At 51.3% G+C, this 13,944-nt stretch carries 15 protein-coding genes and 1 pseudogene; 8 read left to right on the top strand and 8 right to left on the bottom strand.

The window, feature by feature from the left end; all coding sequences use genetic code 11:
* Positions 1-33: 33 nt before the first annotated feature.
* Positions 34-510 (top strand): annotated as a pseudogene (locus C3F35_RS24195) (IS3 family transposase); the annotation flags it as partial.
* Between the two features lie 78 nt (positions 511-588).
* On the opposite strand, the gene C3F35_RS24190 reads toward C3F35_RS24195, so the two are convergent.
* The 8 genes from C3F35_RS24190 to C3F35_RS24155 all read right to left on the bottom strand — a co-directional run bounded on the left by C3F35_RS24190 (position 589) and on the right by C3F35_RS24155 (position 8,327).
* Entirely contained in the window at positions 589-993 is a 405-nt protein-coding gene (locus tag C3F35_RS24190; protein WP_103793577.1) for an H-NS family histone-like protein, read from the bottom strand.
* Between the two features lie 596 nt (positions 994-1,589).
* A complete protein-coding gene (locus C3F35_RS24185; protein ID WP_103793578.1) occupies positions 1,590-2,078 on the bottom strand; it encodes a tellurium resistance protein TerW in 489 nt (162 codons plus the stop codon).
* Positions 2,079-2,080: 2 nt separating this feature from the next.
* A complete protein-coding gene (locus tag C3F35_RS24180) occupies positions 2,081-3,304 on the bottom strand; it encodes a DUF4236 domain-containing protein (protein WP_103793579.1) in 1,224 nt (407 codons plus the stop codon).
* Between the two features lie 10 nt (positions 3,305-3,314).
* Positions 3,315-4,271 (bottom strand): HpcH/HpaI aldolase/citrate lyase family protein, encoded by a 957-nt coding sequence (locus tag C3F35_RS24175; protein WP_103793580.1) that lies wholly within the window; start codon positions 4,269-4,271, stop codon positions 3,315-3,317.
* Positions 4,271-5,350, bottom strand: a complete 1,080-nt coding sequence (locus C3F35_RS24170; RefSeq protein ID WP_103793581.1) for a cysteine protease StiP family protein — start codon at positions 5,348-5,350, stop codon at positions 4,271-4,273. Before C3F35_RS24170 ends, C3F35_RS24175 begins: the two co-directional genes overlap by 1 nt.
* Before the next feature lies 1 nt (position 5,351).
* Entirely contained in the window at positions 5,352-6,125 is a 774-nt protein-coding gene (locus C3F35_RS24165) for a hypothetical protein (protein WP_103793582.1), read from the bottom strand.
* Positions 6,118-7,260, bottom strand: a complete 1,143-nt coding sequence (locus C3F35_RS24160; RefSeq protein ID WP_103793583.1) for a phosphoribosyltransferase domain-containing protein — start codon at positions 7,258-7,260, stop codon at positions 6,118-6,120. The genes C3F35_RS24165 and C3F35_RS24160 overlap by 8 nt, the downstream gene beginning before the upstream one ends.
* Before the next feature lie 8 nt (positions 7,261-7,268).
* Complete coding sequence (locus C3F35_RS24155; protein ID WP_103793584.1) at positions 7,269-8,327, bottom strand: ATP-grasp domain-containing protein; 1,059 nt, start codon at positions 8,325-8,327, stop codon at positions 7,269-7,271.
* Positions 8,328-8,652: 325 nt separating this feature from the next.
* Between C3F35_RS24155 and C3F35_RS24150 the strand changes: the two genes are divergently transcribed.
* The 7 genes from C3F35_RS24150 (at position 8,653) to C3F35_RS24120 (ending at position 13,941) form a co-directional block, all read left to right on the top strand.
* Positions 8,653-9,234 carry a TerD family protein gene (locus C3F35_RS24150; protein ID WP_103793585.1) on the top strand — a complete coding sequence of 194 codons (582 nt, stop codon included), beginning with the start codon at positions 8,653-8,655 and terminating at the stop codon, positions 9,232-9,234.
* Positions 9,234-10,409: a TerD family protein gene (locus C3F35_RS24145; RefSeq protein WP_103793586.1), complete on the top strand. Its 1,176-nt coding sequence runs from the start codon at positions 9,234-9,236 to the stop codon at positions 10,407-10,409. Before C3F35_RS24150 ends, C3F35_RS24145 begins: the two co-directional genes overlap by 1 nt.
* Positions 10,410-10,431: 22 nt before the next feature.
* A complete protein-coding gene (locus C3F35_RS24140) occupies positions 10,432-10,887 on the top strand; it encodes a tellurite resistance TerB family protein (protein ID WP_103793587.1) in 456 nt (151 codons plus the stop codon).
* A gap of 23 nt (positions 10,888-10,910) precedes the next feature.
* The gene (locus tag C3F35_RS24135) at positions 10,911-11,951 is read left to right on the top strand and encodes a TerC/Alx family metal homeostasis membrane protein (RefSeq protein ID WP_103793588.1); all 1,041 of its coding nucleotides are present in this window, start codon (positions 10,911-10,913) and stop codon (positions 11,949-11,951) included.
* Between the two features lie 48 nt (positions 11,952-11,999).
* Complete coding sequence (gene terD, locus C3F35_RS24130; RefSeq protein WP_103793589.1) at positions 12,000-12,578, top strand: tellurium resistance membrane protein TerD; 579 nt, start codon at positions 12,000-12,002, stop codon at positions 12,576-12,578.
* 69 nt (positions 12,579-12,647) lie between these two features.
* Positions 12,648-13,223: a TerD family protein gene (locus C3F35_RS24125; RefSeq protein WP_103793590.1), complete on the top strand. Its 576-nt coding sequence runs from the start codon at positions 12,648-12,650 to the stop codon at positions 13,221-13,223.
* Between the two features lie 58 nt (positions 13,224-13,281).
* Complete coding sequence (locus C3F35_RS24120) at positions 13,282-13,941, top strand: hypothetical protein (protein WP_104456760.1); 660 nt, start codon at positions 13,282-13,284, stop codon at positions 13,939-13,941.
* Positions 13,942-13,944: the final 3 nt, after the last annotated feature.

The raw sequence follows: 13,944 nt of genomic DNA, 5'->3' as shown, positions 1-13,944 counted from the left end.
GAGGCAGGGAAATAGTCCGACTACGCCCTGCCTCTTACTCTACTCAGGACCCGCGAAGGCTGGCTGTATCTTGCCGTGGTTGTTGATCTGTTCTCACGCAAAATTATCGGCTGGTCCATGCAATCCCGGATGACAAAGGACATTGTCCTGAACGCACTGCTGATGGCTGTATGGCGCCGTAATCCCCAAAAACAGGTGCTGGTTCATTCGGATCAGGGCAGTCAGTACACAAGCCATGAGTGGCAGTCGTTCCTGAAATCACACGGCCTGGAGGGCAGCATGAGCCGTCGCGGTAACTGCCATGATAATGCGGTTGCAGAAAGCTTTTTCCAGTTGTTGAAACGCGAACGGATAAAGAAAAAGAGCTACGGAACGCGGGAAGAAGCCCGCAGTGATATTTTTGATTACATCGAAATGTTTTATAACAGTAAGCGTCGGCATGGTTCCAGCGATCAGATGTCACCGACAGAATATGAAAACCAGTATTATCAACGGCTCGGAAGTGTCTAGATTATCCGTGGCGATTCAGATAGTAGTATGTACAAAAGGGCGAGAAAAGGCAGGGAGATTAATTCCCTGCCTTTTTTATTATTTAATTAAGAAGTCATCAATATTGCCGCCGTTGGCAGCGTGTTCAGCCAGAACTTTTGGTGTACGGCCCTGGCCAGTCCATGTTTTAGTTTCACCGTTTTCATCGGTGTACTGGTATTTGGCCGGACGTGCTGCACGCTCTTTTTTAGGTTTTGTCTGGCCGGTGGAGTATTCAAGCAACTCTGACGGGTCAATACCATCATCCAGCATCAACTGGCGCAACTTATTCAGCTTCTCTGTACGTTCCGAAATCTCGTTACGTTTTGCTTCTTCTTCATCACGACGTTCCGAAACGATGACATTAAACTTCTCCAGAATGTCTTCCAGAGTTTCGAGAGGCAACTCACGCGCCTGAGCTCGCAGTGAACGGATGTTATTTAGTGTTTTCAGTTCTTCAGACATTTTAGCTCCAGAGAGTAGTAATCATAATCTCAGTTGATTATGAAACATTAAAAAATAAAATCAACAGAAAGCCGACTGAATTAATGAACAATGTCGAACGGCTTCACTTCTTTATGTTACTTAAAATGAATGAACTGCGCTTGAAGAGCTTCTGAGATATTGAGGCTTGTTATACGAGTAGTAACAGTCGCATGTAATCCATACCTGATAGATGGAAACGATACTTAAAGATGAAAGACAGGCAGGAATTTACCCGGCATATTTATGATAAGGAAAAGTTGGAAATTCAAAATTAGTTACAAAATCCTTAGGGCAACTCATACAACACGCCTGGTTTAAAAAGCATCAACCCTGACTACTTGAGAGTGTTTTGATAAGCGTGGGTCAGGGGTAAGGTTAACCCTTATATGAAGATAAACTGAGTTCAGCTTTAATGTAAGGTATTCGCTGATGGTGGCTATGGCGAGCATAATGCTGAGACAGGGCAATTTTGATCGTAGATAAATAAACGCACCCGGTTAAAGTTTTACTTACCATTGCAGTAGTAGTGGTTTACCGGGTGCGCATATTTTATGCTCTCTGTCGGTTACTTTGTGTTAAGCGGATTCATTTTTGCGAATCTTCTCATTTTCACGGCTTTCCTTTAAAAGCTCGTCAATCACACGTTCCGTTATTTTTTCCACGGCCTCGCTTCTTGAGAGACCTTCCATATCCGCAAGCCTGTCTATCTTCCGCAGTATTTTCATACGCAGCGATAAAGAGACCGCTGTTTTTTTATCTTTATCCAGAATGACGCGGCCACCTGACTCTGTGCTTTTCAGTTCGGCATTCTTTGCCAGATCATCACTCATCCGTCGCAGCGTTTTTTTATCAAGGTTACCCGGCGTGATCATCTGGTAAGAGTGACTGGCCTTGCTGTACTTTATTTCTGCTGAATAGTCTTCCCTGAGTGCTTTAAGGGCCCGTGTCAGGGTTGGCTCTGAACATTCCAGGCTGGTGATGATATCGGCGGCAGGAACCGGTTTCCCGGTGCCCAGTAAATTAGCCAGAGTGAAAATGCGGACCTGTCGCGTATTGAGTTGCATCGTTAGTTAAAGCCTGCGTCAAAAAAAAGTGGTTCAATTGCCTGAAAGATAAATGTCGTGCTCATCTTTCTGATAACCGGATAGTCTCCCAGCGCTTCCACCGGATCCACATGCTCTATCCCGGCAAAATTAATCGATGCCATCTGTGCTCTGCTGAATTTGCATGACAGGATGTATTCGTCTTCAAGATACCCGGTCCGTTTACTGATGCGCTGGGTAAAACCTGAGACCACCACGTAGTCAAAGGGTAGTGTATGCAGGGCAATACCGGCCAGGCGCAACAGGCACCCATGAACATGGCGTGCGTAATTTTCTCGCTGTACTTTTTGCGTCATGGCCTTTTCGGTGATTTCTGTACCGCGGGCATTCACACCGTAAGATTTATCAGGCATGTCTTCTATCTCAGGCAGATCGACATCGAGCCAGACCGTGGACTGTTCAGGTTTGACTTCGAACGTCACCAGAGTTTCCCGCGGCCACTCAGTTTGCGCCAGAACCTCACCCAGTCGGGACTCAAAGAAGGCGCTGTCCATCGCAAACTGGTCGCGGGCTTCAGCCTGCGATGCGATCAGCCTGCTTTCATGCTCCTTAGCCTCGAATTGCCAGTTGGCATACTGTTCAGCCCAGGCGGTGCGCTGCTGCTGATAGCGATGCTGGCGGAGCGTATTTTCTCGTTCCGTATCAGCCAGCGTCTGCTGCCACTGATTCCTGAGCTCCTCAAGTCGCTCTGCACGTGCCGCATCGGATTCAAACCATTTGCCAAAAAATCCTGCACCTGTGCTCTCATCCGGTTGCTCCGGTAAGGGCATTAACTCGGGTTTCGCCGGACGTACCGGCGCCGGTACCAGCCAGGGTTTCTGTCGACTGGCCAGATACTCTGTTTCCAGTTCGGACCAGCTGATGCCCCGGCGGGGATCCGGAGTCAGCTCATGGATATTGGCAATACTGCTCACAACAGACATCAGTGCGTCCACTTCCTGTTCGAGCTCCAGCCGCAGAGAAGGATCGGGTTGTGCGCTGCGGGCAGTACGTGAGCGGGCTGAGTTATCCAGTCTGGTGCGATAACTCAGCCCGGTACCCGGCAAACCCAGGTTGGCATAAGTGCCCCGGCTACCAATGGATACGGACGCCCCCCGCGGTCCTACGCTGAGACTCGGTGCGCCGTTACTTAAGTTCAGCCGTACGCCGGGAATGATGTTGATCGTTTTACGAAATCGAAATCCCATTACGACATCCTCAGTTTTTCTGTGACAGTGGCATAAGTCTGATAGCCTCTGCGCTTTGTTCCGGGATCATGCCATATATCCGTGCTCGTTCCAGGATGCTTGCTGCCCAGCGGCGATGCGTTGCCGGTTCGCACATCGCGCCCTGCGATTTGAATACAGCCTGAGTGGAGTTGAGGATCCGGAGCGCATCCGAATGTTCCCCAGCTGACACCTTCAGTGCGTTTTCGATAACATCAATCTGAGCGGGGTGGATGGCCGTTTTACCCACCAGCCCATGCGCCATATCAAGCGCCAGCTCACGCGCCATAATGTCATGATCGTCAATGTGCTCACAGACCGGCGCCGTCAGCGCAAAATCACGCGGACCGAATACTGACACCAGCATTTTAATCACGTAGCCCATAGGTCCGTCGTAAAGGGTCAGATTCCGCGGCCGTCTCAGCGAGACCACATTCATCAGGTCATTCCCGCCGATACGCAGGGCAATGATCCGCTCAAGGCATGGATGAGAAAGTAGCTTTTCCGCAAGTTCACGCATCCGGACGACATCAAACACATCGTCGGTTTCAAGGGTCGGCATAAGACAAAGGTGCGTGTCTGCCATTGCCGCCCACCATTCCGGCAACGAGGCCAGAGTGAATTTTGGAAGTACAAAACCGTCAACGGCGCTCAGGTCGACATTCTGAACCAGCCATTGCCCCATTTCCGTATGTCGCGGACGAATAAACACCAGCGGCCAGTCCTGGTTACCGGCGCGTAATTTTTCCTGACTCAGGCGCTGCAGCAGCTGTCTCAGATTTTCCAGCGCCCGCGGGATATCTGTTTCGCTGACCGCGTCCTCCAGACAAATGACCAGCGAGCGAAGTCCCGGGATCTTGCCGTCCAGGATAGCCCCTTCAATATCGTAACGGGTTGCGGGCATGTACAGCGTGGCGCCAAGATTCCAGGGCGAGAGGCGATTTTTCATCAGAGCACCTTTTTAATAATGGTCACGGCCCGGTACTGGCCAAGTGCATCACCCATTTCGGTAACGATGATCCCTTTATCGCGAGCCAGGCCTACCAGTAACTCGACATCCGGATCGCTGACTGAGCGTACAAACACATGATCGGGTACCCGGCGTAATACGGCGCGGGTTGCTTCAGCGATACCCGGTTTAATCCGGTTGATGCTGTCGACCGCATACCTGTCAGCAAGGAGGGTGATCACATCACGACTCTTCTGCCACAGGCCGGTATTCGCTGCCATATTCCAGTCGAGACCGGGTAAAGCCGCGGGATCGAGTTTTTCGCGATAAGCTGCAACCGTCCCGACCAGCGAGCGGCTGCATTCGTACTCATTCAGATGTTCGCACACGACGCAGCCGTGTAACCCTTCAGTAGTCCATACAGAGCGTGAAATAAGGCCTGATACCGGCGCCCCCATAATCCCGAACGGGATCAGCCAGTCATCATCGCCTGCCGCCAGCCAGGCGCAGCCACACGGGTCAGCGAGCACCACAAGGCGGGGGTGTTCCGGATAACCGCTGCGTCCTTCCAGTGAGCGAACCAGTTGACCCGTGATCGCGCCTTTACCGGTCCAGCCATCAACGAACACAATGCCCTGTGTGCCATGACGGGATTCAATGATATCCAGGGCAGCGGTATCGATGCCGCGATCACGAATGATGCTGATCCCGTAGTGGAAGGATGTTTTTCCCATGTCCCGCAGCGCCTGATGCAGCATCACGCCCAGCGGCACACCGGCCCGGACGAGACTTGCCAGAATAATGGGTTCATCACTAAAGCGGTTGGCCAGTTCGCGGGCAAGTTGTGTTACCTCGCGTGCCAGTCGGGCCGCGCCACGATCCAGTGCGCGTGAGAATAAATCCAGATGCCAGGAGGTAGGGGCAGGCTCCTGGCTCAGCATGTCAGAATAATGCTTTTTGCCGGACTGGATCAGCGCCTCTTTTTGGTCAACCGGCGTCATTTCCATGTCAATGGGTTTGAGCAGGAACTGGACATCACTGGCGTCGTAAGAGCCCGAAAAAGGAATGAGTGGCTGCATCTTACTGTTCTCCAAAAATTTTCATCGAGACGGCTTCAGCGAACTGGCTTTGACGCGGGATCCCGTACCAGCTGCAGAGCTTCATAAAGCGGTGATCGCTAAGGCTGTCACCGAGCCCAATCACCGGGAATACACCGCGCTCGGCACGTAATTTGTTCAGCAACCAGGTGACGGCCAGACCTTTTTCCACGGGGTGAGGAAGCCAGGCAACATTGTTGCTGTTACGGTGGATATAGAAGTCCGCGACCGGGAATACCGCTTCAATCTCGTCTGCAATGGCATACAGCTCATCAAGCCGTGTGCTGTCGCGGTGCTTCATCACCAGATAGACGGGCGTGCCGTCATATTCATAGTTGAGTCGCGCCCAGGCATTAATGCCTCTGGCTTCCATCATCTCTGTGATGGCACGTTGCATGGAGATAAGCCTCTCTTCGTACTGCGCCAGGCTCTGCAACATGTGCGCTTTCCAGTCCTCGTCAGGCTGACCCTGTGGGTTCAGAATAACGGCGCCATGGGTTGTAATCGCCCAAGAGCGGAAGGGGATCTGCACGCGGCTGATTTCTTCAGTGCCGCGGGCCGTCACCGGAATAAGTTCAGCCTGCTCCAGTAACCAGTCCACCAGCATGGACTGCTCTTCAGTCATGAAGCTGCGTGGCGCTAAACTTCTGTCCAGCGCTCCGGTTTTAAAGGGCTCCAGCGCGAGCTCATCCACCATTTTGCGTCGGGTCTGGAAGAGGGTGTCATCAAGGTCACTCAGGACAACGGGTTTATTCATAGCTAATAATCTCCACACTGGCGGCTACTCCGGCCAGCGTCTTCATCAGGTGACTGTCCACGCTGGCCGCTGGCGTCTCGGTGCAAAGCAGAACGCGATCAAACCGCTGGTGCGCAACGTTGTATAAAAAGTTGGGAATGCCAAGACCGTAGTTATCCGTGAAGGCAATGGCCGACTGAATAGCGAAGCCTGTGGCTATCGGTGATCGGGTAGTGGAACTGTAAAACGCATCCGCACCGGCCGCGGCCAGACGCTCAGCAAGCAGGAACGGTTCCCACACAAATTCACCTGTGCCCAGCACCAGCACACGTTCTCCCGGTGAGGTGGTGATATTGCGCCCCAGGTCATTAGCGGGCGCCGTCATCCCCAGTCGGCCCCAGGACTGTTTGCCGGTGATGGGGAAGTTACCGCGGGAAGTCACATTCACCGCTGGCATCACCGGGACGGGCGCGTCCGGGAGGGGTTCCCACTGCCATGCACCACTGACCAATGACAGCGTGCGCACCGGCAAAGGACAACGCGTTTCCAGCGCATCACCACTCCAGTCGGTGAGTGTGACAGCCACAACCTGCTCCAGCTGTGGCAACCGGCCAGTATTGCGCAATGCCGCAAGGAGATTGATGAAGGTGTTACCGGTTGTGGCTTCATCATCAATCAGAACCAGGGTTCGCGCTTCGGTCACTCTGCGGCGCATTTCCACATCAGCGGGCAGGTAGATCAGATGATCTGTCGCATGGCTGTGCTCTTCCTTAAATTCACACAGCAGTTCACCGTCCTGAGGATGGCGCGTTGAGGTCAGGTAAACGGAATCCGCGTACTGGTGGCGAAGTTCATCAAACACGCCAGCCCCGAGACCTACCGCAGTCTCGGCCATCCCGATAAACAGCACAGGTCCGGGAACAGACGCCGGAAACTGGCGGGCCAGACGCTGATATGCCTGACGCATTGTCGAAGGGGGAACCGGAATATGCCTGCCCAGCACTTTGCTGACAAAGAGAAAAGCACGTTTCGGGTTACGACGTTCAGCAATATCAAAAAGATCGTTAAGGGACATCTCGCCCCGGGCGCGTGTAACCTGAATCGTTCCGCACGACAATGCACGTCGATAAACAGTGTCTTCGTTCAACAGTGACATAGTGAGCCTTAATTAAGACGGTTGGTGAGGTCAGTTGGATAGACGATGACATCGGTAATGGATCGCACCGTTGCAGGCTTGAAGGAAACCATCTCGTTATCCATCACTTCATTTTTCGACATCAGGCCCAGCTGGTGGAAGGCAAACAACCCCGGCAGATTTACGCCGCTGCGCAACGTGTATCCAATCCCACCTGACGGACGCATGTTCGTTTCAAGCAGCACTGGCCTGCCGTTGTGGTCATTACGCGTCTGCACATTGATGAGGCCGTCCGCGTTCATAGCCCGGGCACAGTTACAGGCCAGCTCGTATGCTTCGCCGCAGTTGACAAGATACTGAAGCGCACCTTCTTTGCGACGTCCCACCGCAGCAAGGACTTCACCCTTGTGCGCCAGAATATCGACAGAATATTCGGGTCCAGGCAGATACGGCATCAAAACAAGGGGGGTAAACGACTTAGCGGCGCTCAGCGCTGCAATATACTGGCCGGGGTTCACGATCCGGTTGTCCGGGTTGTTGAATACCGCCATGGAGGAGGCCTCGTCATCGAAACGCCAGAATCCCATGCCATAAATACCCGTGACGGGTTTGACACAAAGCGGAGTATCCGCAAAAGGAGGATTAGCGAGATGGTCCTGCAGCGCCGAAATCGAGTTGATACGTACAGAAGGGACGACCGGCAGTCCACATTGCTGCATAAAGTCAGCGAAAGTAACTTTATCGTCGGCAAGCTTCAGCCAGTCAGAAGCCGTCGCGCCAGTGGTGAGCGTAGCGCCCGACGCTTCGATTGCAGCCCGATGTTGTTCGAACCACTGACAATTTCGTCCCGTATGAACAGCATTAATCCCATGTTTCCCGATAGTGTCGAGAATGAAAGCAAGGCGACTTTCCGGGTCAGAGGGCTCGATTAGCGCGTGGTCAGCAACGGCAAGTAATTCATTACGTTCATGACGATGAGAGGCATAAACAATAATATTAAAGTTATTAATTTTAGCGAAAGACTTCATTCCCTGAATAATATCACGCTGTGATGAAAGTCCTTCCATAAGCCAAATTTTGTTTTTCATTTTTAATTTATTACCTGATAAATTCAAGCTGTTAAGGCGGTTATGAGAGTCTAAGAATCTCTTTAGATGATGTCAATCATAATATGATTGTTAAATGCGGGTATTTTCAACGCTGTGACTGTGATCAGGCTGGGGATTTTTACACTTATATTTCAGTTATTTGAAAGGAATAAACACGTAGCAATGTAGCGAAAATACAGCCCTGGTTCAAAAAACCCTAAAAATTTGCTCTTGCCTCACAACTTCATCATGATATGATTTTTTACGTTAGTGGATAAACGTTATCTCTGGGTTAACTTTCTCATCACCATTTAAGGAAATAAATATGGTTTCATTAAGCAAGAATCAGACGGTTTCACTCACTAAACAATCTTCGGCACTCAGCCAGCTTCAGTTTGGCCTTGGCTGGGATCCAATCAAGAAAAAGGGGCTGCTGGGCGGGTTGTTTGGCGGCAGTGGCTCTATCGATCTGGATGCCGGATGTGTCCTGATGGACAGCGCCGGAAACAAAATCGACACCGTCTGGTTCCAGCAGCTGAAATCCAAATGTACGGCTGTTGTTCACAGCGGCGACAACCTGACGGGTGAAGGCGATGGTGATGATGAAGTGATCAATGTCTATCTGAGCAAGCTGCCTGCAAATGTCGAGTACCTGGCCTTCACCGTGAACAGCTTCCGTGGTCAGTCGTTCAACGATGTTGATAATGCATTCTGCCGTGTAGTTGACCAGGCCAACAAAGAACTGGCCCGTTATCAGCTGACAGAGCAGGGCGCGCACACCGGCATCGTTATTGCGTCCCTGCGTCGTAATAATGGCAACTGGGATTTCACGGCTCATGGCCACGCATGCCGCGGTCGTACGATTGCCGATATGCATGCCGATATCGTTTCGACGGTGGTCCGCTAATGAACCTGACGCCGGGGGGCAATGCCCCCGTACCATCACAGGAGCTCCGGGTTCGGATCACCTCAGGTGGACCGGTTGACGCCTCAGCGTTTCGTCTTTATGCAGACGGAAAAGTGCAGGGTGATGCGGATATGGTCTTCTACGGCCAGCTGCGCAACGATGATGGCACTGTCAGCCTGGTGAGTGAGGGGCAGTATTCAACATTTACTGTCGCGCTTAACCGGCTGAAGACCGATGTCCAGAAAATTGCCTTTACCGTTACCTGTGACGGTGGGCAGACCGTTGCTGGTCTTCGCAATCTGTCTATTGACGTAGAGCAGGGTGCAACCCGTCTGGTTAGCGGCGTCGTGGATTTAACGGGCCGTCAGGAAGCTGCGCTCATTCTGGGTGAATTCTATCGTCGTAATAATGACTGGAAATTCCGCTTTGTTGCTCAGGGTTTCAATGGCGGACTAAAGCCGCTGGCGGAACACTTTGGTGTTGATATCGCAGACTCACCAGCACCAGCACCAGCACCGACAACGGCGCCGTCTACCGTTACGCCACCAGCACCTGCGCCAGCTGCAAATAAAGTAAACCTGAGCAAGGTTTCCCTGACAAAAGAGAAACCAGCAATCAGCCTTGCCAAACGCGATAACTTCGGGGAGATCCGTATCAATCTCAACTGGAATCGCGCAAGCGGTAGCTCAGGACTAAGGGGCATGTTTGGTTCCAAAGGGATTGATCTGGATCTGGGTGCCTTTGTAGAGCTGGAAGACGGTTACAAATCGGTAATACAGGCGCTGGGTAATGCCTTCGGTGATTATCATGACGAACCTTACGTTCAGCTGCAGGGCGATGATCGTACTGGCGACAATGCTTCAGGTGAATGGCTGCACATCAACGGCCGCGAATGGAAGCACGTTCGTGAGGTCCTGATCTATGCCTTCATTTACGAAGGTGCGGCCAGCTGGGATAAAACGGATGGGATCGTCACAATCCATGTTCCGGATCAGCCGCCTATTGAAACCCGGCTGACAGAGGGTGATAACCGTCGCACCTTGTGTGCGATTGCCCGTCTTGTCAACGAAAATGGCGCCATCAGGGTGGAGCGAATCAACCAGTATTTTAAAGGTCAGTCTGAAATGGACAAGGCCTTTAACTGGGGCTTTCGCTGGAGCGCCGGTTCCAAATAACGTCACATCAAAGGATTTAACCATGAGTTTTTTCGACAAAGTAAAAGGTGCGCTCAATTCAGGGCGCGACGAACTGACCCGTCAGGTCGGCCGTTTCAAAAATAAGAAGTTCATGCAGGGTACAGTCGCTGTCTGCGCCCGTATTGCTGCCGCCAGTGACGGCGTAAGCTCGGAAGAAAAACAGAAAATGATGGGTTTTCTGCGTGCTTCCGAAGAACTGAAGATTTTCGATACCAATGAAGTTATCGAGTTCTTCAACAAACTGGTTTCAAGTTTCGATTTCGATGTCGAGATTGGTAAAGGTGAAACCATGAAGTACATCCTGGCGCTGAAAGATCAGCCTGAAGCCGCACAACTGGCATTACGCGTGGGTATTGCTGTTGGTAAAAGCGACGGCAACTTTGACCAGGATGAGAAAGCAGCCGCACGTGAAATCGCAGTCGCGCTCGGCTTTGATCCGGCTGAATTCGGCCTCTGAGTTACATCCTTTAAAGGTAAATTATGGTTTCGACACATATTGGTTTTCCGGTTGAGACAGTCACAGTGTTTATTGCGCTGTCACTCGGTGCCATTTTCATTGACCTGTTCATGCACCGTCATGACAAGCCAATTTCACTGAAAAGTGCCGCGCTGTGGTCCGTTTTCTGGGTCATTGTCGCGATGGCATTTGCCGGGTTCCTGTACATCCATCACGGTGCTGAAGTCGCGAGCCTGTTCGTCACCGGCTATGCACTAGAAAAGGTGCTTTCTGTCGACAACCTGTTCGTGATGATGGCCATTTTCTCCTGGTTCTCGGTACCGGATCGTTTCCGTCACCGTGTGCTCTACTGGGGCATTATTGGCGCCATCGTCTTCAGGGGCATTTTTGTGGCCATCGGTGCTGGCCTGCTGAGCCTGGGGCCGTATGTTGAAGTGGTATTCGCCCTCATTGTCGCCTGGACGGCTGTCATGATGCTCAGAAGTGGCGGTGATGAAGAGGAAGTCGAAGACTATTCGCAGCATCTTGCATACCGGATGGTTAAACGCTTCTTCCCGATCTGGCCAAAACTGCAGGGTCACGCTTTCCTTCTGTCTCAGAAAGAAGTGGATGCCGAGCTGGCAAAACCTGAAAACAAAGATGTGACCATCGGTCGCGGTAAGAAAGCATGGCGCTATGCCACGCCGCTGATGCTCTGTGTGGCAGTAGTGGAGCTCTCCGATGTCATGTTTGCGTTTGACTCGGTACCGGCCATCATTGCCGTCAGCCGTGAGCCACTGATTGTCTACAGTGCCATGATGTTTGCTATCCTGGGCCTTCGTACCCTGTATTTCGTACTCGAAGCCCTGAAGCAGTATCTGGTGCATCTGGAAAAAGCGGTGATCGTGTTGCTGTTCTTCATCGCAGCCAAACTGGGGCTGAACGCAACAGACCATATCTGGCACCACGGGTATAATATTGCGGCCACCACCAGCCTGTACGTCGTGCTGGGTGTCCTGGCCGTCGGGATCATTGCAAGCGTCATGTTCCCGGGCAAACCAGAAACAGAGGGAAAGGAGAGCTAATCTCCTGAGAATTTCACTAATTCCATAACTAATGCATGAGGCTGAACTATGAGTGTTTCTCTTTCGAAAGGCGGTAACGTATCCCTGAGCAAAGCCGCTCCAACCATGAAAAATGTTCTGGTTGGTCTGGGCTGGGATGCACGTTCTACTGACGGGCAGGACTTCGACCTGGATGCGTCCGCATTCCTGCTGAATGCGAACGGCAAAGTGCGAAACGATGCAGATTTCATTTTCTATAACAACCTGAAGTCAGCTGACGGCTCTGTTACCCATACCGGTGATAACCGTACCGGTGAAGGCGATGGCGATGATGAATCCCTGAAAATCAAACTGGATACTATCCCGGCCGACGTGGACAAAATTGTGTTCGTGGTGACCATCCATGATGCACAGGCCCGTCGTCAGAGCTTTGGCCAGGTGTCCGGCGCGTTTATCCGCCTGGTGAACGACGATAACCAGACTGAAGTCGCTCGTTACGATCTGACTGAAGATGCCTCCACAGAAACCGCCATGCTGTTTGGCGAACTGTATCGTCACAATACCGAATGGAAGTTCCGTGCGGTCGGCCAGGGTTATGCCGGTGGTCTGTCTTCCGTGTGTGCCCAGTACGGCATTAACGCGTCCTGATAAAAGTCGCTTTTCTGTCCCCGGGCTGTTCATTCAGCCCAAACCCTAATTAATAGCAGGAGCTTAACAATGGCAGTTTCTCTCGTTAAAGGCGGTAACGTATCCCTTACTAAAGAAGCACCAACCATGAACGTAGCGATGGTTGGTCTGGGATGGGATGCGCGTGTCACTGACGGCCAGCCATTCGACCTGGATGCGTCTGTGTTCGCGGTAGGTGATGACGGTAAAGTGCTTTCTGATCAGCACTTCATTTTCTTCAACAACAAAACCAGCCCTGACGGCGCCGTGGAACACCAGGGCGACAACCGTACTGGTGAAGGTGATGGCGATGATGAGTCGGTCAAAATTGATCTGACCAAAGTGTCAGCTGACATCAAAAAACTGGTGTTCGCCGTGACCATCTATGACGCTGAAGTCCGTAAGCAAAACTTCGGCATGGTGAGCAACAGCTTCATGCGTGTCTATAACAATGACAACGCCGCGGAGATCGCACGCTTCGATCTGTCTGAAGACGCATCCACCGAAACCGCTATGATCTTTGGCGAACTGTACCGCCATGGCGCCGAATGGAAATTTAAAGCCGTAGGCCAGGGTTTTGCCGGTGGATTATCGGCACTGGCTTCCCAGCACGGTGTTAATATCTAATAATAATTACATACTCAACCCCGGTGCTGTCACCGGGTTTTTTTATAGGTGTCAGCACATGGCAAAGAAAAAAAATGAAGGCAGTGGTGAAATGTTCATACTGTTTTTCATCGTAGCTGCATGTTTACTATTTCTTCCATTTCTAATTTTTACAGCTAATCGGTATCGTAAGCTTAAACGAAAGTACAATGCGATGCCTAACCTCCAGCGCGTTTACGATGTAAAGCTGATATTCACAAACTTTGCTGCGGTTGTTTTGTTGGTTGCTTTAATAGCTCTCTGTCTTTTCTTGTTCACATATTACATAACTGCATATATTTACCCCGAAGCTCTACCATATGTCATGCTCACATTGTTAATTGCTTTCCCGATTGCAATGTTCTGGCCATTAAAAAAGGCGGCTGAATACATCGCGATTGATTATATGGGCGTCATTTTCAATGATAACGACGGTACAATGATTTTTCCGGCAGACAGTGGTAATCAATCTTTAAGCGACATTGTACGACTGAGATTTTTGCACCGCATCTCAGAGCAGGATATTATCTCTATCAGCAGGATCACCAGCGTAACCCGTGAAAAAGGTGTGAAGTTCTTCATTCATGGAGATTTTGGTTCACGACTATTTTATTTTTCGAGTAAGCAAAAGCGTGACGAATGCCTTTCAGCGCTGCAGGCCAGAACCCGCGTAAAGGGTGGCAGAGACTACGGTTACTAAACA

The sequence above is a fragment of the Leclercia sp. LSNIH3 genome (assembly GCF_002935105.1).
GTDB classification, from domain to species: domain Bacteria; phylum Pseudomonadota; class Gammaproteobacteria; order Enterobacterales; family Enterobacteriaceae; genus Enterobacter; species Enterobacter adecarboxylatus.
This window is presented reverse-complemented; position numbering and strand designations above follow the sequence as displayed.